The organism is Conyzicola nivalis, assembly GCF_014639655.1.
GTDB classification, from domain to species: domain Bacteria; phylum Actinomycetota; class Actinomycetes; order Actinomycetales; family Microbacteriaceae; genus Conyzicola; species Conyzicola nivalis.
This window is the reverse complement of record NZ_BMGB01000001.1, coordinates 126,535-145,945: the sequence shown is the minus strand read 5'-3', so window position 1 is coordinate 145,945 and position 19,411 is coordinate 126,535. Positions and strand designations below refer to the sequence as shown.

Below are 19,411 nucleotides of genomic sequence, written 5' to 3'. Positions count from 1 at the left end.
TTTTCGGCAGTCCGAAACTAGCGGTGGTGCTGCTCTTCGTGGTCGGCGTGCTCGGTCGGTTCGAGCTGGAACGTCGAGTGCGCGACGTCGAAGTGACCCGATAGGCAGCCGCCCAGTTCGTCGAGCAGCGCGCCGGTGCCGCCGCTCTCGAACAGCTCCTTGGTCACCACGACGTGGGCGGAGAAGACGGGGGCGCCCGAGGTGATGGCCCAGACGTGCACGTCGTGCACGTCGACGACGCCCGGGGTGCCCAGGATGTGCTCGCGGATCGTCTCGACGTCCATGTTGCGCGGCACCGACTCGCTCAACACGTGCACGACGTCGCGCAGGAGCATAAACGCCCGCGGCGCGATGAGCGCGGCGATCACGAGCGACGCGATCGCGTCGGCCTGCACGAAGCCGGTGAGCAGGATGGCGAGCGCGGCCACGATCGCCGTGACGGAGCCGAAGAAGTCGCCGAGCACCTCGAGGTAGGCGCCGCGCATGCCGATCGACTGGTCGCTGCCGCCGCGCAGAACGAGCATCGACGCCACGTTCGCCCCCAACCCGATCACGGCGACCACGAGCATCGGCGTACCGAGCACCTCGGCGTCGTCGGGCCGCAGCAGGCGACCCACGCCCTCCACGGCGACGAAGATCGCGACGACCGTGAGGATCACACCGTTGATGAGGGCGCCGAACACCTCGGCGCGTTGGTAGCCGAAGGTCTGCCGATCGGTTGCCGGACGCGCGGCAATGAGCAACGCGACCAGGGCGACCGTGAGGCCGAACAGGTCGGAGAGCATGTGGCCGGCGTCGGCCAAGAGGGCCAGCGAGTCGGACAGGACCGCGCCGACGACCTCGACCACGAGAAACACCGCGACTATGGCGATGGCGACGACGAGCCTGGTGCGGTTGGTCACCCCGGCGGCGTGGTCATGCCCGGCGTGCTTGTCGTGTGTCACTTGCTCAACGGTAAACGCCGCGCGCGCACCCGGCTAGGGGTGCGCGCTTGATAGGAATGATGTGCGTTATCGACAGGGTGCCGTGCGCACCTCAGCGCAGCAGTTGAGCGCGCACGACCGGCATGATCTGCCCGAACGCGAGGGCGCGGTGGCTGATCGCGTTCTTCTCGTCGGCGGTGAGTTCGGCCGCGCTCACGGTGAGGCCGTGCGGCTGGAACACCGGGTCGTAGCCGAACCCGCCGACGCCGGTCGGCCCGGTCAGGACGCTGCCCGGCCAGACACCGAGTTCGACGTGCTCGAAGTCACCGTCGACGAGGGCCGCGGCGCAGGTGAACTGTGCCTCGCGGTCGGTGATCCCCTCGAGGTTGGCGAGCAACAGCTCGAGGTTCTCGCGGTCGTCGCGGTTGCCTGCGTAGCGGGCGGAGTGGATGCCGGGGGCGCCGTCGAGCGAGTCGACGGAGATCCCGGAGTCGTCGGCGATCGCGGCGAGGCCGGTGTGCTTCGCGGCTGCGCGCGCCTTGATGAGCGCGTTCTCGGCGAACGTCAGTCCGTCTTCGACCGGCTCGGGGCCGTCGTAGCCGATGAGCTCGATACCGTCGAGCCTGTCGCCCAGAATGCGGCGCAACTCCTCGACCTTGTGCGCATTGTGGGTGGCGAGCACCAGCCGGACGGTCATGACGCCAGCGACGCGACCTGCATCGCGGTGAGGTCGGCCGTTCCGCCGAGGGCCAGGTCGAGCAGGGCATTCAGCTCGTCGCGGTCGAAGGGCGCGCCCTCGGCGGTGCCCTGCACCTCGACGAAGAGACCGCGGCCGGTGACGACCACGTTCATGTCGGTCTCCGCCTTCACGTCCTCGACGTAGGCGAGGTCGAGCAGCGGCTCGCCCTTCACGATGCCGACCGATACCGCGGCGACACTGTCGATGAGCGGCTTGGAGTTCTTGCCGATGAATCCCTTCTCACGGCCCCACTCGAGCGAGTCGGCGAGCGCGATGTACGCGCCGGTGATCGCCGCGGTGCGCGTTCCACCGTCGGCCTGCAGCACGTCGCAGTCGATCACGATGGTGTTCTCGCCGAGCGCTTTCATGTCGACCACGGCGCGCAGCGAGCGGCCGATGAGGCGCGAGATCTCGTGCGTGCGGCCGCCGATCTTGCCCTTGACGCTCTCGCGGTCCATGCGGTCGTTGGTCGAGCGCGGAAGCATCGAGTACTCGGCGGTGACCCAGCCGGTGCCCTTTCCCTTCAGCCAGCGCGGCACGCCGTTCGTGAACGACGCGGTGCACAACACCTTGGTGTTGCCGAACGAGATGAGGGCGGAACCCTCGGCCTGCGCGCTCCAGCCGCGTTCGATCGTGACGGGGCGGAGGTCGGTGGCCGTGCGGCCGTCGGAACGGGTCATGAGGCGTCTGCTTTCGGTAGAGGTGCTCGTGAAAGGTCAATCGTGGGGAGGTGGATCGCGCCGGTCTCGACCAGGTCGACCCGGGTGACCTCGGGGCCGAGAAACCTGCTGGCGAGGCGCAGGAACTGCTGCTGGCTGCCGCCGGTCGCCTCGAACCTGTAGACCGGCGACTCGTGAGACGTGCGCTCGAGGCCGTGTTTTACGAGCATCCGGTACACGTCGTATGCGGTCTCTTCCGCGCTGGAGACGAGGGTCACCTCCTCGCCCATCACGTACTGGATGGCCGCGGCGAGCAGCGGATAGTGCGTGCAGCCGAGCACGAGGGTGTCGATGTCGGCGGCCTTGAGCGGCGCGAGGTACTGCTCGGCGACCGCGAAGAGCTCGGGGCCGCTCGTGACGCCGGCCTCGACGAATTCGACGAACCGCGGGCAGGCCTCGGTGAAGATGTGCAGGTCGGATGCCGCGGCGAACGCGTCCTCGTAGGCGAGCGACTGCACCGTACCGACCGTGCCGATCACCCCGACACGTTTGTTGCGCGTCTGGCGCACGGCGGCGCGCACGGCGGGCTGGATGACCTCGACGACGGGGATGCCGTAGCCGCCGGTGAACCGCTCACGGGCGTCGCGCAGCATCGCTGACGACGCCGTGTTGCAGGCGATTACGAGCAGCTTCACGCCCTCGGCCACGAGGTCGTCCATCACCTCGAGCGCGTAGCGGCGCACGTCGGCGATCGGCTTCGGCCCGTAGGGCGAGTGCGCGGTATCGCCGACATAGGTGATCGACTCCCGCGGCAACTGGTCGATGATGGCCCGGGCGACGGTCAGGCCGCCGACTCCCGAGTCGAAGACTCCGATCGGCGCATCTGTCACGAGCCTCAGTTTAGTGGAAGCCGTCACGCTCCCTCTCCTGCTGCACGACGTCTTCGCGGTCGGCGAGCCGACGCAGCCCCGCGAGCGGCTGCGACATGCGGTGGTTGCCGCGCAACGCGGGCTCCACCCGGTCGAGGAACGCCCAATAGCCGGCCGTGTACGGACAGGCGTCAGGTCCGAGCCGCTTCTTCGGGTTGAAGCGGCAGCCGCCGCAGTAGTCCGTCATCCGGTCGATGTAGGCGCCGCCCGAGGCGTACGGCTTCGTCGCGACGATGCCGCCGTCGGCGTGCTGGCTCATGCCGATCACGTTCGCCGGCATCACCCAGGGCGTGCCGTCGACGAACATGTCGGTGAACCAGTCGTTGAGCTGCACGGGGTCGTAGCCGCGCTGCAGCGCCCAGTTGCCGATCACCATGAGCCGCTGGATGTGGTGGGCCCAGCCGCGCTCGCGCAGCCCGCCGATGGAATGCTTGAGGCAGTTCGCCTCGATCGTCGCCGCGTCGAGCTCGACGAACTCCCGGGGTAGGTCGACGGTGGCGCGCAGGGCGTTGTGGCCGGTGCGGTAGCCCTCGCCGAGATGCCAGTAGAGGTGCCAGACGTAGTCGCGCCAGCCGGCGATCTGGCGAACGAAGCCCTCCGCGCTCGCGAGCGGCGCGTTGCCGTTCGCGTACTCGGCCGCCGCGGTCTCGACGACGTGGCGCGGGTCGAGCAGCCCGAGATTCATCGGCGCGCTGAGCAGCGAGTGCGCCATCGTCCAGTCGCCCGTGAGCGTGGCGTCTTCGAACGTGCCGAAGTCGCCGAGGCGGGTCTCGATGAAGTCGGCGAGCGCCGCGTGCGCTTCCTCCCCCGTGGCGGCGAACCGTCGCGGACCGTCGTCGCCGACCAGCCGGATGTCGCCCGCGGCCTGCCAGCGGTCGAGGTCCGCGCGCACTCCGGCGTCGATGTCGTCTTCGACCGGCCAGCGGGGGTCGGGGAGCCCCAGCGACACGGCGTTCTTCGGCGGCGGCTGCCGGTTGTCGTGGTCGTAGTTCCACTGCCCGCCGACGGGCGACTGCCCCTCCATGAGCAGCCCGGTGCGCGTCCGGGTGTCGCGGTAGAAGTCCTCCAACAGCAGCCGGCCGTTGCCACGGCTCGCCGCCCATGCCGCGAAGTCCTCCTCGCTGGTGACGAACCCGCGGCTGGGCAGCACCCGCGCGCCGAGCCGACGCACGGTGCGCCGGGCGGCGTACGACGTCGGGTCGATGACCTCGAGGTCGTCGCGGCCGCGCGTCACCTCGGAATAGTTCTCGACCTGGTGGAACTCGACTCGGTCGCCGAGCTCGGCGGCCCGATGCCGGATCGCCGAGAGGATGAGGTGGGCCTTCGCCCGATGGATCGGGCGCCGGCGCAACACCGATCTCGCCTCGATCAGCAGCATCGGCCCGCCGTCGTCGAACAGGTCGCCGAGCTGACCGGCGAAGATCCAGCGGGTCGTGGCTGCGCGCGCGCTTGTCATCCGCTCACGCTAGAGCACGCCGCCGACCTCGATAGGCTCATTGACATGACGAGCGCGCTGCTGACCGACCGCTACGAACTGACCATGATCGACGCCGCCATGCGCAGCGGTCTGCACGACAGGGAGTGCGTCTTCGAGGTCTTCGCCCGCCGGTTGCCCGAGGGGCGTCGCTACGGCATCGTCGCGGGTACCGGGCGGCTGCTCGACCTCATCCGTGACTTCCGCTTCGACGACGCCGAGCTGACCTGGCTGCGCGACCACGGTGTCGTCACCGACAAGACGCTCGACTGGCTCGCCGACTATAAGTTCCACGGCGACATCTCCGGCTACCAGGAGGGAGAGGTCTACTTCCCCAACTCCCCCATCCTCGTGGTCGACGGCACGTTCGCCGAGGCCGTCATCCTCGAGACCCTCGCCCTCAGCGTGCTCAACTACGACTCCGCCATCGCGAGCGCCGCGGCGCGCATGGTCTCGGCCGCCGACGGCCGTCCGCTCGCCGAGATGGGCTCCCGGCGCACCGGCGAGCGTTCCGCGGTCGCCGCAGCACGGGCGGCGTTCATCGCCGGATTCGGCGCGACCAGCAACCTCGAGGCCGGACGCGAGTGGGGCATCCCGACGATGGGCACCGCAGCGCACGCGTTCACCCTGCTGCACGACAGCGAAGAGGAGGCGTTCCGCTCGCAGATCGCCGCGCTGGGTTCGGGCACGACGCTGCTCGTCGACACCTACGACGTGCCCAAGGCCGTCGAGACAGCCGTGCGGGTCGCGGGAACCGGGCTCGGCGCCGTGCGCATCGACTCGGGCGACCTGCCCGCGCAGGTCGGCGCTGTGCGCCGCCAGCTCGACTCTCTCGGCGCCGTCAACACCAAGATCACCGTCACGAACGACCTCGACGAGTACACGATCGCCTCCCTGCGAGCGGCCCCCGTCGACTCGTACGGGGTCGGAACCTCGGTCGTCACCGGTTCGGGGCATCCCGCCGCCTCGATGGTCTACAAGCTCGTTGCGCGGCGCGACGACGCAGGCGAGTGGGTCTCGGTGGCGAAGAAGTCGGCCGCGAAAGCCACGGTCGGCGGGCGCAAGCACCCGGTGCGCAGCATCGAAAACGGAGTTGCCGTCGCCGAGACGATCTATGTCGGCGAGGAGCCGCCGGCTTCGGATGCCGAGCGTCGCCTTCTCGTGCCCCTCATGATCCAGGGTGAGCCGGTTGCCGACTACCTCGGAGCCCATGGCACGGGAGTGGCCCGCACGCACCGGGCCGCCGCCATCGCCGAACTCTCCGATCAGGCATTCCGCCTCGGACGGGGCGAGCCCGCCATCCCGACGGTCTACGCCACGAGCTAGCTACTTCAGCGTTTCGTAGATCTCTTTGCAGGTCGGGCAGACCGGAAACTTCTGCGGATCGCGGCCGGGTGTCCACAGCTTTCCGCACAGCGCCCGCACTGGCTTGCCGGTGAGCGCCGACTCCATGATCTTGTTCTTCGGTGCGTAGTGCGAGAAGCGCTCGTGGTCGCCCTCTTCTACCTGCTCGCTGTTGAGCAGCTCCTCGAGTTCGCGATCGAGAGTGGAGGTGCCTCCGCCGGTGTGCTCGGTATCAGTCATAGACCGATTCTACTTTCGCCGCCGGCGCTCCGCTCGGTCGAGCTGCGCCTAGTTGCGCATCGCGAAGGCGAGGATCTCCGGTCCGCGCTTCTCGAAACTGCGGCTGCCCCAGGCGACACCGCCGATCAGCACGAGAACCCCTACGACGACGCCCGCCGCGAGCGAGACCAGTGGCCAGTAGCCGCCCTCGTTCAATCCGATGACGCCGGCCACGACGGCGGGAGCGGCGAACCCCAGGATGGCCACGAACGACAAGGCCTGCAGCAGTCCCGCCGGGCTGCCGCTCTGTGGCTGCGCGAACGGGCTGTCACCGGGGCGCACGGCCGCGTACGGGAAGCGGGCCGACATGACGCTCGACAGCCCGAGGCCGCTGAACAGGATGCCCGTGCTCACGCCGACGACGCTCGGCAGCACGGACCAGTCGCCGTAGACGAGGGCGCTGATCACCGAGCCCGCCGCGATGACGACGAGTCCGACGATGAGCGCGGGAAGGAGGCGTCCGATGCGGTCGGCGCGGCCGGGCGTGCTCGCGGAGGTGTGGAGCCAGACCGCCGTGTTGTCGAACGCGACGTCGTTGTGAATGGACCACGACAGGAAGAGGCACATGATCGGCAGGGGCAGCAGTGCGATGAGCGGCAGCGGGCCCGCACCGATCACGAGCGCGACGACCATGAAGATCGGGATGAGCGGGATCGCGATGAGCGACGTGCCATAGCGGGAATCGCGCAGCCAGTAGGTGATGCTCCTGGCCGCGATCGCGCCGGTGGGGGTGGCGGGGAAGACCCCGAACCAGCCGAGTCCCGAGTACCGCTTGGCCTGGGCCTGACGCTGCGGCGTGGTGAGCATGCGTGCCACCAGCGCGCGCCAGACGAGGGCGAGCACCGCGATCCAGCCGACCGCGATGAACAGCTTGAGCGCTGCACCGCCTGCATCCCCGGCCGCGGCGGCCGCGGGAGCCGCCCACGCTGCGCCGAGTGGAGTCCAGCCGAGCACCGCCGCGATGCGCTCGAGCACGTCGAGTCCCTCGCGGGCCCAGTGGACCGATACGAGCGCGACGATGACGGGCGAGAGGCCGACGAGCGCGATCAGTCCGAGGATCGCCGTGGTGTCGCGCGCACGCCGGGTCGCGAGCAGGAATGCGGCCACCGAGGTCGAGATCCGAGCCGACAGCACGCAGGTGACCACGATGACCACGGCGGCGATGATCGCGAGCAGCACGGGGGCCGCGCCGCGGCTCCACGTGGCGATCTGGGCGACCGCCATGATCGTCACAACGATCGTCGGCACCGAGACGAAGGACGCGACAGCCAGCGCGGTGGCGAGCTTGTTGTTGGGGATGCCGAACAGCGCGAACTTGCGCGGGTCGAGGGTGTCGTCGATTCCGAGAACCAGCGGCAACACCGTGAAGATGACGAGCACCGCCGAGCCGAGCACGATCGTGGCGCTGGCCGCGACATCGACGTCGAAGAACCGCAGGGCGATCAGGCCGCCGACCACGAGCACCGCGGTGCCGAGTCCGTACAGCAGGCCGAGCGCGAGTCCGAGCAGCTGCCAGGGGCTGCGCCTGAACGAGTTGCCGAGAAGCCGCAGCTTCAGTCGGAGAATTTGTGCAACCACTCCATGCCCTCCGCCGCCTTGCGCCCGCCGGCCAGTTCGACGAACCGGTCTTCGAGCGACTTGTCGCCGCGCACCTCGGCCATGGTTCCCGTCGCGAGGACCGCACCGTTCACGACGACCGCAACCGAGTCGCAGATGCGCTCGATCAGGTTCATCGTGTGGCTGGACATCACCACGGTTCCGCCCGCGGCCACGTACTTCTGCAGGATCTCGATCACGTTGGCCGCCGAGACCGGGTCGACCGACTCGAACGGCTCATCGAGCACGAGCAGTCGGGGCGAATGGATCATTGCCGCGGCGATCGCGATCTTCTTGGTCATTCCGGCCGAGTAGTCGGACACCAGGCGGTCGAGCGAGTCTTCGAGCCCGAAGGCGGCCGACAGGTCTGCGCTGCGGCTGCGCACCACACTCTTTTCCAGCCCGTGCAGGATGCCGGAGTAGTACAACAGCTGGGCGCCGGTGAGCCGGTCGAAGAGTCTGAGGCGGTCGGGCAGCACGCCCATCGTTCGCTTCGCCACGACCGGGTTCGCCCATACGTCTGCTCCATGCACGACGACGGTGCCTGCGTCGGGGCGTAGCAGACCGGTGACCATCGACAGGGTTGTCGTCTTGCCCGCGCCGTTCGGTCCGACGATGCCGAAGAACGATCCGGCCTCGATCTCGAGGTCGATGCCGGCCACAGCGGTCTTGTCGTCGAACCGCTTGACGAGGCCGGAGATCTTCAACACGGTCTCGCGGGCGGCGGGCAGTGCGACAGTCTCGCCTTCGACGACACTCTCGACTTCGACGACAGGCTCGATCTCGACCGCGGGCTCGACCTCGACGACGGGCTCGACGACGGCCAGTTCCTCTGGCTCGGTCTCCACGACGGGGTCGGTCACCACCGGCTTCTTCGCGGCGGGCCGTCGAACGGGCCGCTTCGCGGGCGCTTTGGCCACCGGAGGCTCGGTTGTGGACGTGTCGGCTGTCGGCGCTTCCGCTGTCACCGCTTCCGGGAGCACGTCGGATGACACGTCGGCCGGCGTGGATTGCCCGGGCGTGGGAGCCGAGAGCTCCGTGCTGACGGCGGGCTTCGCAGCATCCGTCGTCGTCTTCTTCGCCGGGGTGCGCCTGACGGCCGGCCTCTCGGCGTTCGGCGACGCGACCGACTTTGCGGCTGCCGGCTTGGCGGTTGCGGCCTTGGGCGTCGTGGATCGGGGTGTGGTGGCGCGCGGGGTCGTGGTGCGCGGGGTCGCGGGCTTGGCCGCACCCGTCTTCGGTGCGGCGGGCTTCGCCGGCGTAGCGGGCTTGGCGCCCGTTCCCGTCTTGGCGGCGGCCGTCGTCGACGTGCTCGATCGCGGCTGACGCGGGGCGGCGGGCTTGCGCGGCGCACCCGTCTGTTTCTTCGGGGTACTGGTCACGCGGGCGGCCGGAGTGCGTGCCGGGGGCGGTGTTTGGGCCTCGGGCAGGTCGGGTTCGGAATCCACTGGTCAACCGTACCAACCGCTCGCGACTCCCAGAGGTTCCATCACGAATCGACAACATCGCGGCTCTGCTCTGGCCCCCGCACGCGGGTGGCCCGTAAGGTTATACCAGCACAGTGTCGTGTCCAGATATTCACCTACAGGTAAACAACAGGCAAACTTGCCACAGTCATTCGTTGCCTCGTAGCACTAGCTTGACATCAAGGAGACTCATCGTGACCACGCAGATTGTGATTCTGGCCGCCGGTATGGGCAGCCGCCTCGGCCGTTCGCTGCCGAAGCCGCTCACCGAGCTCGCCGACGGCCGCACCATCATGGGTCAGCAGTTCGACAACATCCACCAGGCCTTCGGCAAGGCCGCCCAGGTGACGGTGGTGGTCGGTTACAAGCTCGAGCACATCATCGAGGCGTTCCCCGAGGCTTCCTTCGTCTACAACGAGCAGTACGACCAGACCAACACCTCGAAGAGCCTCATGCGTGCCCTGCAGGCTTCGGCTCCGGGCGGAGTGCTGTGGATGAACGGCGACGTCGTGTTCGACCCGGCCGCGCTGGAGCGCGCTGCCAAGCTCGTTGCCCGCGACCAGTCGTTCGTGTCGGTAAACACCGCGAAGGTCTCCGACGAAGAGGTCAAGTACACGACCGACGCGGAGGGCTACATCAGGGAGCTCTCGAAGACCGTGAAGAACGGTCTCGGCGAAGCGGTCGGCATCAACTACATCTCCCGCGACGACAAGGCCGTTCTGCTGCGTCAGCTCAAGCGCGTCGGCGATCAGGACTACTTCGAACGTGGCATAGAGTTGGCCATTGAGCAGGACAAGCTGCACATCGAACCGGTGGACATCTCCGACCTCTACGCAGTGGAGATCGACTTCGCTGAAGACCTGGAACGGGCGAACCTCTTCGTCTAACCGGCCGCGGTAGGGGTCGATGGACGCCGCCCAGGTGCCCTTTAGCCCCAAAGGATCCACGTGACCGTTGCACCACCCGAGCGCACCGCCAGCACGCCCTTAGCGCGCTACTGGCATTCCCTGCGGCTGCTCGCGACGCGGGATCTGCGTGTGCGCTACTCCACGTCGGCTCTCGGGTACGTCTGGTCGATTCTCGACCCGCTGGTCATGGCGGGCATCTACTGGTTCGTCTTCACCCAGGTTTTCGGCCGCGACGTCGGCGCCGAGCCCTACATCGTCTTCCTGCTCTCGGCCCTGCTGCCGTGGACGTGGTTCACGGGCGCCGTCTCCGACACCACGAGGGCCTTCATCAAAGAGGCCAAACTCGTGCGGTCGACGAAAATCCCGCGCACCATCTGGGTCGTCAGCCTCGTTATGTCGAAGGGCATCGAATTCATCGCCAGCCTGCCCGTGCTGGCCTTCTTCGTGATCATCAGCGGCGCGACCGTCAACGCCAACATTCTCTATTTCCCCCTCGCTATCATCATCCAGGGCATCCTCACCGTCGGGGTCGGACTCATCGTCGCGCCGCTTGTGGTGTTCTTCCGCGACCTCGAACGAGCCGTGAAACTCGCCCTGCGCTTTCTCTTCTACGCGTCGCCCATCATCTACGGGGTGACCGACCTGCCTCCGAACCTGCACTTCTGGGCGGCGTTCAACCCGCTCAGTGGCATCTTCTCGCTCTACCGGGGCGCGTTCTTCCCCGAGCAGCTCGGTTCTCCCGACGACTGGTTTATGGTCTGGGTCTCAGCCGCGATGAGTATCGTCATCCTGTGTATAGGCATGCTCGTGTTCAAGCGCACCATCCGTTCGGTGCTGAAAGAGATCTGACCCGTGACCCAGAGTGACATCGCCGACCGCGCAGCGACGGCCCCGCAGACCGCGGTGATCTCTGTGACGGATGCGGGCATCCGTTACCGCCGCAACCGTCGCGCCCGTCGCAACTTCAAAGACCTCTTCAGCGCCCGCGCGCGCAAGACGCGCCCCGGCGAGTTCTGGGCGCTTCGCCACGTCACCTTCGACGTGCAGCCCGGCGAGGCCATTGGGGTCGTGGGCCGCAACGGCCAGGGCAAGTCGACGCTGCTCAAGCTCGTCGCCGAAGTGGTGCTTCCCGACGAGGGCAGAGTCGGAGTGCGGGGCGGCGTCGCACCGCTCATCGAGATCACCGGCGGTTTTGTGAACGACCTCTCGGTGCGCGAGAACGTGTACCTCACCGCGGGGCTCCACGGCATGAAGCGAGCCGAGATCCAGGCCCGGTTCGACGAGATCATCGAGTTCGCCGAGATCGGCGACTTCCTCGACACCCCCTACAAGCACCTCTCGAGCGGCATGAAGGTGCGCATCGCCTTCGCCGTCGTATCGAGGCTCGAAGAGCCGATCATCCTCGTCGACGAGGTGCTCGCCGTCGGCGACCGCGCCTTCAAGGAGAAGTGCTACAACCGCATCGAAGAGCTGCTCGCCGGCGGTCGCACGCTGTTCATCGTCTCGCACAGCGAAAAAGACCTGCGCCGCTTCTGCAGCCGCGGCCTCTACCTCGACAAGGGCGAGCTGGTGCTCGACGCGCCCATCGCGGACGTGCTCGACCGGTACAACGCCGACTACGGAGTGAAATGATCAAGCCAGTGATACCCGCGGCCACCCCGCAGATTCCCGAGGCCAACCGATTCGTTGTGGGCGGCATCGACCGGCTGCTCACCGTGCAGCGGCCCGCGGTCCTCGCGCACCTGCACAGCATCCGCGCGCACAACCCCGACGCGACGCCCGAGCAGGTCATCCGCATCCTCGAGCGGCGCTACCTCACCGCCGTGACCACGGGCGGAGCGCTCGTGGGCGCGAGCGCGGTGATCCCCGCCGTGGGAATCGGCGCATCCCTCGCTCTCTCCACCGTCGAGACCGGCGGCTTCCTCGAGGCGAGCGCCCTCTTCGCCCAGTCGGTGACCGAGGTGCACGGTATCGCCGTCGACGACCCCGACCGCGCACGCACGCTCGTAATGACGCTCATCCTCGGCTCGGCGGGCAGCGACCTCGTCAAGCAGCTCGCGGGCCAGGCCTCCGGCAACGGTCCGGTGCGCAACAAGTTCTGGGGCGAGATGGTGACCAAGAGCCTTCCGCAGGCCGCGATGGGCCAGATCGCCGACCGGCTGAAGCGCACCTTCCTGAAGCGGTTTGCGCTGACGCAGGGCACGAACGTGGTCGGTCGCGCCATCCCGTTCGGCATCGGTGCCGTCGTCGGCGGCGCCGGCAACAACCTCCTCGGCCGCCAGGTCGTGCGCAGCGCCCGCGAGGCTTTCCGTGCGGCGCCGCCGGAGTTCCCGGCCGTGCTCGCGCTGCGGGTCAAAGCGCCGAAGCAGCCCAAGCCGGCGAAGGAGCAGCGCCTTCCCAAGCGGTTGCGCGGCGAGAAGCAGCCCCGCATGTCCCGCACCCAGCGTGCGCTCGAGAAGGCCCAGCGGGACTTCCCGGTCGACCCCTCCGCGTAGGACGCGGCGGCTCTACCCGAGCAGCTTGCGCAGCTCGGCCTCGGCCGACGCCGTCTTCGTGCGGTCAATCGTCTGGCCGTGCCGGTACTTGGCGACGACCCGCGGGTCGACATAGCTCTTCTTCGCGATCGACGGGGTGTTGCCCAGGGTGGCGGCGGCATCGCGCATCGCCTGAGCGAGCGCCCGGCTTCGCGCCGTGCTCGACTTCGCCGGACCGCGCTTGGCGAGGCTCACCGAGGCGGCCACCGTGCCGCGCAACGTGCGGAAGTCCTTCGCCGAGAAAGCGCCGCCCGTGCGCTCCCGCACGTACTCGTTGATCTCCTCCGCGGTGATCGGGCGCCATTCGCCGTCGACCTCGTAGGCCAGCAGTCGTGCGGTGGGGCCACGCTTCTTGAGGATGGCGAGCAGCTCGGCGAGGTCGACGTCGGTGATTTCCGAGCTCCACTCCTGCCGGCTCTTCGCGGGGAACTTGAGGGTCACCGTCGTGCCGCTCACCTTGGCGTGAGCGCACAGCAGGGTGGACAGCCCGTGGCTGCCGTTCGTCTCGGTGTAGCGCTCGGAACCGACACGCAGCGCGCCGGTGTCGAGCATGCGGAAGGCTGCGGCGAGCACGCGGGCACGCGTCGTTCCCTCGCTACGCAGGTCGATGGTCACCGCGCGCCGCGCGTTGGGCAGGGCCTCGGCGAGCAACAGGGCACGATCGAACTTCGCGCGGTCTTTCTTCTCGCGCCAGAACGAGTGGTAGATGTACTGCCTGCGGCCGGCCTCGTCGAGCCCCGTCGCCTGAATGTGGCTGTTCGCATAGGGCGCGATCCACACGTCCGTCCACGCGGGAGGGATCGCCAGGGTGTCGACTCGCTCACGGATGGCCTCGTCGTCGACCTTCTTGCCGCGCGCGTCCCGGATGGAATACCCCCGCCCGTGTCGGACCCGGCCGAGGCCGGGCGTCTGGAGGTTGCTTCTACGCAGGCGGGGCATGACTTTGACGCTACGCCGCCACTCCTCCACAGGTTAATCGCGAGCTGGGGCTTGCACAGCGACGGCTCCACCGTCGTTGGCCGAACCTAGCTTCGCGGCATGCAACCACTCGCTTACCGCGTTCCCTTCATCGTCGACCGCTCGCGTGCCCCGGTGCGCTACTACCTCGTCAACCGCAGCGCCGAGACGCTCGACGGTATGCGGCTCGCCGTGCTCGGCTCGGGCCTGCTGCTACCGCTCAGCCAGAGCAGGCTGCTTCCTGGCGCGGTGCTCGGCTTCGCCGTACGCGGACACGACCTGGCACGAAACTCAGTCGTGATCGTGCGCTGGTTCCGCCCGAACGGAGACGAATACCTCTGGCGGGTGAGCTTTTGACGCGATCAGTCGTCGCTGATGGCGTCTTCGTCGTCGTCGTCGAAGGGGTCTTCGCTCGACGGATCGTCGTCGGAGTGCAGCAGCGCGTTGCGCTCCCACTCGGCCACGAGGAGTTCGACCGCAGCGTGGAACCGGGCGGTCGCGGCACCCTGGGTCGTGTCGCCGAAGTGGCGCTCAACCCAGAAGTGCAGATTCTCCTGGGCCTCCTCGCTGTGCAGCACGCGGTCGGCGATAGCAACGATGCCGTCCGCGTCGCCTGCCGTGAGCCACTCGCTCGAGCCGAGGTAGCCCGTCTCGTCGATCTCGGCGCGGGGCGAAACTGGGCGGGTCACGATGAGCGGCTTGCCGGTGGCGAGCCGGTCGTACACCATGGCCGAAATGTCGGTGATCGCGACATCCGCCCCTGCCAGCTGCCAGCCCAGGTCGTTGCCGTCGTCGAAGATGTGGTGCGCGGCCGGGTCGGCCGCGTTGGCCGACTGGATCGCGGCGATGATCGAGCGGTTCGCCGCGCCGTAGGCCGGGTCGACGACGCCGCTTCGCGGGTGCGGGCGGTAGATCACGCGGTGGGTGCCGGTGGCGATGAGCGCGTTGACGAGCGCGACGCCGTGGGTCGCGATCGAGCCGTACGCCGCCGAAGCGCGGTCGCCCTCCCAGGTCGGCGCGTACAGGACGACCGTGCGGTCGTCGGCCGGGTACGGCAGTTCCGCGGCGAAGTGGTCGGCCTGGGGGCGTCCAATCGGGATGGCCTTGCGGTCGACGTCGAAGTCCCACAGCTTGCGGGCGAGCCGCTCCCTGGCGGCATCGCCGGCGATGAAGCTGTAGTCGTAGGCCTTGAACTGGTTCGTCGTCATGTACATCTTGTCGCTCTCACCGTGGTTGATGAAAACGTGCCACATGCGCCCGTACCGGAACATCTGGAAGTTCTTGGTGTTCTGGTTCACGTAGAACACGATCTTGATGTCTTGAGAGTGGATGAACCGTTCGAGGTCGACCACCTGGCGCAGGTACACGACCGGCACGGGCGATTCGTCGAGCAGCGTGAGCATGGTCCCGGGCGAGCGGGCAATGATCGTCACCTGCCGGGTCTTCGCGAGCTCGGCCAGCGGGGCGTACCACTGGCGGATCTGGTACATGTTCACGCGTGTGTCGGCGAAGTACACGACCACCTGCACCGAGCCGGCGGCCGGTTGCTGCAGCGTCGGCAACCGGCGGGCGAGTTCCGCCCGCGATCGGCGCGACTTGAGGATGTTGCGGAGCACTCGTCGGGCGGCTTGGGCGTCTTTGAGGAGTGGCACCCTCCGATTAAATCAGTCCCGGCTGCGCGTTCCCCGCCGCACGGTGCCACCGTTACCCACCTGAGACCCGGCTCCGGCCCGGCTGTTACGCTGGGGCGTGCCTCAGATAGCCCCTGTCACCTTTGCCGCGGGCAATGCGAAGAAGCTGCTGGCCCTCCCGGGCTACGGTCTCGGCGCTCTCGCCAGCATTGTCGTGCCCCGCCGTCGCGACCTCTGGGTCTTCGGTTCCGGCCCCGGCGTGGGCGAGGGGGCGCTCGCGCTCTACCGCCTCGTGCGGCGCGAGAATCCGGCGCTCACTCTGCTCTGGCTGGCCCGTGACGAACGGGACCTCGCGGCGGCGGCCGACCTCGGCATACCTGCGGTACTCAAGTCGTCGCGGCGTGGCCTGTTCGCCACCCTGCGGGCCCGTGTGATCGTCGTCACGCACGGCTTCGGCGACGCCAACCGCTACGGGCTGCGGGGCGGTTTCGTGGTGCAGCTGTGGCACGGCATCCCCCTCAAGCGCATCAACCTCGACTCCCCGGCCACCCTGCGCACGCGGCTGCTGCCCGGCTCCGTCGTGGTGCGCCGGATGCTGCGGCTCATGTACCGCACGGCCGCACGGTCGATCGACATCATGCCCGCGGCATCCGAAGTCTCTGCGGCGCGGCTGCGCACCGCCTTCGACCTGCCCGCCCACCGTGTCGTCGTCACCGGCGACCCGCGCGACGATCTTCTGGTCGCCGGCGACGAGACGGACCGCAACGTCGCCGCGCGCGCCCTGCTCTTCGCCCAGCTCGGCATCGACGACACCGGCCGGCGAGTGGTGCTCTACGCCCCGACCTGGCGCGACGGGGAGGTCGACCCCGGCATCCCGAGTGCGGCCGAATGGCGGGCGATCGTCGCACTGCTCGAGGCGTCCGATTCGACGCTCGTGCTGCGGCCGCACCCGCACGGCGTGGGCGACTACGCGGCCGGCCTGGCGCTGAGCGACCACGTCGTACTGCTCGACTCGGCGCGGTGCACCGACGTCACGCCCGTGCTCCCCGCCGTCGACGCCCTCATCACCGATTACTCGTCGATCGCCTACGATTTCTCCCTGCTCGGCCGGCCGATCATCTTTCTCGCGCCCGACGTCGACGCGTATACCGCCAGCCGCGGCCTGTACGTCGACTACGACAGCTTCAGCGGCGGAACGCAGAAGTCGACGTGGGGCGAGCTTCTGGCGGTGCTCGCCGCCGCGGACACCGACAAGGCGGTTCGGGCGGTGCTCGTGGAGCACGCGGCGTCCCTCGCCGCGAGCCACCACGCGTTTCACGACGGCGAAAACACTGCGAGAGTGTACCGTCAGATCACCACCCGGCTGAAAGAGCACGAATGACAGCGAGTCTCCCCCTCGGCTCCCCGTCGACAGCGACCACGATCGACTCGATCGTCGTCGAAGGGGGATCCGCCCCGCGCGTCGTCGTGTCGGGCACGGGACGCGCCATCGGGGCGGTGTTGCGCGGGCCGCGGCAAGACCTCGCGGGCACTATCGACCAGGCCGACGGGCGATTCACCGCCGCCTTCCCGCTGCTGGCGTCCCGCTGGAGCGGACCGCTCCTGCCCGCGCCCTCCGGCTCCTACGTTCTGACGCTCGACGCCGACGTCGAGGCGCCGCTCCCCGCTCCCGTGCTCGCCCCCCGCCTGCTGCGCGCCGAGGTCGTCGCGGGAGGCTCGAGCCTCACGGTCGAGGTGTCACCGCCGCTCACGGACGCCGAGCGCGGCCCGGACGCGCAGGCGGCGCTCGAAGCACGCTATCGCGGCACAAAGCAGGCGCCGCTCGACGCAGTATTCTTCGAGAGCTTCTACGGGCAGAGCGCGACGTGCAACCCGCTCGCCATCGACCGCGAGTTCGCCGCGACCCGGCCCGACGTGGCCCGCTACTGGAGTGTCGTCGACGCCTCGGTGGAGGTACCGCAGGGTTCCGTCCCGCTCATCGAGGGCAGTGCTGACTGGTGGCGCATCCGGGGCTCTGCTCGCCTGCTCGTTGTCAACGACTGGCTCCGCAACCGGTTCCGCCGACGCTCCTTCCAGACCGTGCTGCAGACGTGGCACGGGACGCCTCTGAAGAAGATCGCCCTGGGCCGCCCCGGCGTCTCGTTGCGCACCGCCCTCGCCACGGTGCGCGAGCGCAGCCGCTGGAACATCATGCTCGCCCAGAACCAGCACTCGACCGCGGTCTTCCGTTCGGCCTACGCCTTCCTCGGCCCGATCTGGCAGGAGGGCTACCCCCGCGACGACGCGCTCGTCGGCGGCAACGGCGCAGCCGTCCGGGAGCGGCTCGGCATCGCCGACGACGTGACCGTGCTGCTCTACGCCCCGACGTGGCGCGACGACCGGCCCGAGCACATCGACCACCTCGAGGTCGCAGCATTCACCGACGCGCTCGGTCCGGGCTATGTCACGCTCATCCGCGGCCACTCACGCACCCTGCGTCCCGGCCGCGACGTGCGCGCGAGCAACGTGCTCGACGTGACCGGCTACCCGGACGTCACCGAGCTCTTCCTCGTCGCCGACGCCCTCATCACCGACTACTCCTCGGTCATGTTCGACTACAGCGTCACGGGCAAGCCGATGTTCTTCTTCGCGCCCGACCTCGACCACTACCGTGAGCAGCTGCGCGGGTTCTACTTCGACCTCGACGAGGCCGCCCCCGGACCCGTCGTGCAGAACGCCGCCGAGCTGGTCGACCTGGTGCTCGACCGCGAGCGGGTGAAGGCAGACTACGCCGACAGGTACCGCGCCTGGCAGCAGCGGTTCAACCCGCGCGACGACGGGCACTCGGCCGAGCGCATCGTCGCCCGCCTCATCGCCCGCAAGGCGATCGGCTGAGCTAGATCCCTGCCCGCGACGTGTCGACGCTGTCGCGCGCGCCCCGCACTACGCCCAGGATGAAGCCGACGCCCCAGCTCAGGTGCATGGTAGGCAAGACGACGACGAAGAACCAGCGGTCGAGCAGTTTCGACGAGCGGTCGGCGCCGAACGCCAGCCACAGCACGAGCAGCACGTACGCGATCGGTCCGAGATAGATGACGGATGCGAGAGCACTCCCCCAGCCGCCCACCACGCCGGTGACCTGCAGCACGAGCAGTATGGCGCTCGCCAGCACGTTGAGCACGAGCACCGGCGGCACGAAGAACCGCCACGGGTTGCGACCGCGGTAGCGTCGCACCAGTTCGCCGCGCCAGATGCCGGTGGCGCAGAACTGGCGGGCGAGCTTGCTCCAGCTGTCGCGCGGCCAGTAGGTGACCTTGAGTTCCGGGTCGAACCAGACCGTGTGGCCGGCGGCGCGGATGCGCAGGTTGAGCTCCCAGTCCTCGCCGCGGCGGATCGTCTCGTCGAAGTAGTCGACCTCTTCGAGCACTTCGCGTCGGAAGACACCCAGGTACGCCGACTCAGCCGGCCCCTCGTCGCCGCCGCCGTGATAGCGGGCGCCGCCGAGGCCGAACCGGCTGTTGTAGCCGCGGGCGGCCGCCGACTGGAACGGCGTCTTACCGCGGGCGTGCATGATGCCGCCCACGTTGGCGGCCTTGGTGCGCTCGAGCGTCTCCACGGCGCGGCTCGTGTAGCCCGGCTCGAGTTCGGAGTGTGCGTCGACCCGCACGATGATGGGGTGCTTGCTGGCCCGGATGGCGCGGTTGAGTCCGACGGGAATGTCGACGTCGGGGTTGTGTACCACGGTGATGCGGGGGTCGGATGCGGCGAGGCGGGCGACGATAGCATCCGTGTTATCCGTCGACGGCCCGAGCGCAAGAATCAGCTCTTTCGCACCCGCATAATCCTGGGCGAGCACCGTCGCGATGGCGACCTCGATATACATCGCCTCGTTCAGCACCGGCATCACGTAGGAGACTCCGGGAAGCGCGTCTGCCGTGGCGGCCATGTGATCCAATACTCGTGCTGGGGCGGGTCGGTTGAGCCTACCAGCCG

20 protein-coding genes are annotated in these 19,411 nt (G+C 68.6%); 9 read left to right on the top strand and 11 right to left on the bottom strand.

What is annotated here, in order from left to right; genetic code table 11:
* Positions 1-17 precede the first annotated feature (17 nt).
* From IEV96_RS00735 to IEV96_RS00715, 5 genes are all read right to left on the bottom strand, one after another.
* On the bottom strand, positions 18-944 hold the full coding sequence (locus tag IEV96_RS00735; RefSeq protein ID WP_188508806.1) for a cation diffusion facilitator family transporter: 927 nt from the start codon (positions 942-944) through the stop codon (positions 18-20).
* Between the two features lie 91 nt (positions 945-1,035).
* Positions 1,036-1,620 (bottom strand): RdgB/HAM1 family non-canonical purine NTP pyrophosphatase, encoded by a 585-nt coding sequence (rdgB, locus tag IEV96_RS00730; protein ID WP_188508805.1) that lies wholly within the window; start codon positions 1,618-1,620, stop codon positions 1,036-1,038.
* Positions 1,617-2,342 (bottom strand): ribonuclease PH, encoded by a 726-nt coding sequence (gene rph / locus IEV96_RS00725; protein ID WP_188508804.1) that lies wholly within the window; start codon positions 2,340-2,342, stop codon positions 1,617-1,619. Before rph ends, rdgB begins: the two co-directional genes overlap by 4 nt.
* Positions 2,339-3,211, bottom strand: a complete 873-nt coding sequence (gene murI, locus IEV96_RS00720; protein ID WP_188508803.1) for a glutamate racemase — start codon at positions 3,209-3,211, stop codon at positions 2,339-2,341. Before murI ends, rph begins: the two co-directional genes overlap by 4 nt.
* Positions 3,212-3,221: 10 nt before the next feature.
* On the bottom strand, positions 3,222-4,706 hold the full coding sequence (locus IEV96_RS00715) for a cryptochrome/photolyase family protein (RefSeq protein ID WP_188508802.1): 1,485 nt from the start codon (positions 4,704-4,706) through the stop codon (positions 3,222-3,224).
* Positions 4,707-4,745: 39 nt separating this feature from the next.
* On the opposite strand from IEV96_RS00715, the gene IEV96_RS00710 reads away from it, so the two are divergent.
* Complete coding sequence (locus IEV96_RS00710; protein WP_229733329.1) at positions 4,746-6,050, top strand: nicotinate phosphoribosyltransferase; 1,305 nt, start codon at positions 4,746-4,748, stop codon at positions 6,048-6,050.
* Here IEV96_RS00710 and IEV96_RS00705 read toward each other — a convergent pair whose 3' ends face one another.
* From IEV96_RS00705 to IEV96_RS00695, 3 genes are read right to left on the bottom strand one after another with little or no spacing between them, the layout of a single operon-like run.
* Positions 6,051-6,308 carry a DUF3039 domain-containing protein gene (locus tag IEV96_RS00705; protein ID WP_188508800.1) on the bottom strand — a complete coding sequence of 86 codons (258 nt, stop codon included), beginning with the start codon at positions 6,306-6,308 and terminating at the stop codon, positions 6,051-6,053.
* Positions 6,309-6,356: 48 nt separating this feature from the next.
* A complete protein-coding gene (locus IEV96_RS00700; RefSeq protein WP_188508799.1) occupies positions 6,357-7,925 on the bottom strand; it encodes a hypothetical protein in 1,569 nt (522 codons plus the stop codon).
* On the bottom strand, positions 7,901-8,674 hold the full coding sequence (locus IEV96_RS00695) for an ABC transporter ATP-binding protein (protein WP_229733327.1): 774 nt from the start codon (positions 8,672-8,674) through the stop codon (positions 7,901-7,903). Before IEV96_RS00695 ends, IEV96_RS00700 begins: the two co-directional genes overlap by 25 nt.
* A gap of 202 nt (positions 8,675-8,876) precedes the next feature.
* Here IEV96_RS00695 and IEV96_RS00690 point away from each other — a divergent pair, with 202 nt between their 5' ends.
* From IEV96_RS00690 to IEV96_RS00670, 5 genes are all read left to right on the top strand, one after another.
* Positions 8,877-9,269, top strand: a complete 393-nt coding sequence (locus IEV96_RS00690; RefSeq protein ID WP_188508798.1) for a hypothetical protein — start codon at positions 8,877-8,879, stop codon at positions 9,267-9,269.
* A 334-nt stretch (positions 9,270-9,603) separates the two neighbouring features.
* Positions 9,604-10,296 carry a phosphocholine cytidylyltransferase family protein gene (locus tag IEV96_RS00685; RefSeq protein WP_188508797.1) on the top strand — a complete coding sequence of 231 codons (693 nt, stop codon included), beginning with the start codon at positions 9,604-9,606 and terminating at the stop codon, positions 10,294-10,296.
* A 60-nt stretch (positions 10,297-10,356) separates the two neighbouring features.
* Positions 10,357-11,166 carry an ABC transporter permease gene (locus tag IEV96_RS00680; RefSeq protein ID WP_188508796.1) on the top strand — a complete coding sequence of 270 codons (810 nt, stop codon included), beginning with the start codon at positions 10,357-10,359 and terminating at the stop codon, positions 11,164-11,166.
* A gap of 3 nt (positions 11,167-11,169) precedes the next feature.
* Positions 11,170-11,949, top strand: a complete 780-nt coding sequence (locus tag IEV96_RS00675) for an ABC transporter ATP-binding protein (protein ID WP_229732896.1) — start codon at positions 11,170-11,172, stop codon at positions 11,947-11,949.
* Positions 11,946-12,812, top strand: a complete 867-nt coding sequence (locus IEV96_RS00670; RefSeq protein ID WP_229732894.1) for a hypothetical protein — start codon at positions 11,946-11,948, stop codon at positions 12,810-12,812. The genes IEV96_RS00675 and IEV96_RS00670 overlap by 4 nt, the downstream gene beginning before the upstream one ends.
* A 12-nt stretch (positions 12,813-12,824) precedes the next feature.
* On the opposite strand, the gene IEV96_RS00665 is transcribed toward IEV96_RS00670, so the two are convergent.
* Positions 12,825-13,790, bottom strand: coding sequence for a DNA topoisomerase IB (locus IEV96_RS00665; protein WP_188508795.1), 966 nt, complete (start codon positions 13,788-13,790; stop codon positions 12,825-12,827).
* A gap of 99 nt (positions 13,791-13,889) precedes the next feature.
* Here IEV96_RS00665 and IEV96_RS00660 point away from each other — a divergent pair, with 99 nt between their 5' ends.
* On the top strand, positions 13,890-14,165 hold the full coding sequence (locus IEV96_RS00660; protein ID WP_188508794.1) for a hypothetical protein: 276 nt from the start codon (positions 13,890-13,892) through the stop codon (positions 14,163-14,165).
* A gap of 5 nt (positions 14,166-14,170) precedes the next feature.
* Here the strand turns inward: IEV96_RS00660 and IEV96_RS00655 are convergent, their stop codons facing one another.
* Entirely contained in the window at positions 14,171-15,460 is a 1,290-nt protein-coding gene (locus tag IEV96_RS00655; protein ID WP_188508793.1) for a CDP-glycerol glycerophosphotransferase family protein, read from the bottom strand.
* A gap of 97 nt (positions 15,461-15,557) precedes the next feature.
* Between IEV96_RS00655 and IEV96_RS00650 the strand changes: the two genes are divergently transcribed.
* Positions 15,558-16,820 (top strand): CDP-glycerol glycerophosphotransferase family protein, encoded by a 1,263-nt coding sequence (locus IEV96_RS00650; protein ID WP_229732892.1) that lies wholly within the window; start codon positions 15,558-15,560, stop codon positions 16,818-16,820.
* Positions 16,817-18,313 carry a CDP-glycerol glycerophosphotransferase family protein gene (locus IEV96_RS00645; RefSeq protein ID WP_188508792.1) on the top strand — a complete coding sequence of 499 codons (1,497 nt, stop codon included), beginning with the start codon at positions 16,817-16,819 and terminating at the stop codon, positions 18,311-18,313. The genes IEV96_RS00650 and IEV96_RS00645 overlap by 4 nt, the downstream gene beginning before the upstream one ends.
* A 1-nt stretch (position 18,314) precedes the next feature.
* Here IEV96_RS00645 and IEV96_RS00640 read toward each other — a convergent pair whose 3' ends face one another.
* Entirely contained in the window at positions 18,315-19,364 is a 1,050-nt protein-coding gene (locus IEV96_RS00640; RefSeq protein WP_188508791.1) for a glycosyltransferase family 2 protein, read from the bottom strand.
* Positions 19,365-19,411: the final 47 nt, after the last annotated feature.

Excerpts from the sequence above, each read along its gene's own strand:
- rdgB (WP_188508805.1), bottom strand. The coding sequence starts at position 1,620 with ATGACCGTCCGGCTGGTGCTCGCCACCCACAATGCGCACAAGGTCGAG.
- rph (WP_188508804.1), bottom strand. The coding sequence starts at position 2,342 with ATGACCCGTTCCGACGGCCGCACGGCCACCGACCTCCGCCCCGTCACG.
- IEV96_RS00715 (WP_188508802.1), bottom strand. The coding sequence starts at position 4,706 with ATGACAAGCGCGCGCGCAGCCACGACCCGCTGGATCTTCGCCGGTCAG.
- IEV96_RS00705 (WP_188508800.1), bottom strand. The coding sequence starts at position 6,308 with ATGACTGATACCGAGCACACCGGCGGAGGCACCTCCACTCTCGATCGC.
- IEV96_RS00670 (WP_229732894.1), top strand. The coding sequence starts at position 11,946 with ATGATCAAGCCAGTGATACCCGCGGCCACCCCGCAGATTCCCGAGGCC.
- IEV96_RS00665 (WP_188508795.1), bottom strand. The coding sequence starts at position 13,790 with ATGCCCCGCCTGCGTAGAAGCAACCTCCAGACGCCCGGCCTCGGCCGG.
- IEV96_RS00660 (WP_188508794.1), top strand. The coding sequence starts at position 13,890 with ATGCAACCACTCGCTTACCGCGTTCCCTTCATCGTCGACCGCTCGCGT.
- IEV96_RS00645 (WP_188508792.1), top strand. The coding sequence starts at position 16,817 with ATGACAGCGAGTCTCCCCCTCGGCTCCCCGTCGACAGCGACCACGATC.
- IEV96_RS00640 (WP_188508791.1), bottom strand. The coding sequence starts at position 19,364 with ATGGCCGCCACGGCAGACGCGCTTCCCGGAGTCTCCTACGTGATGCCG.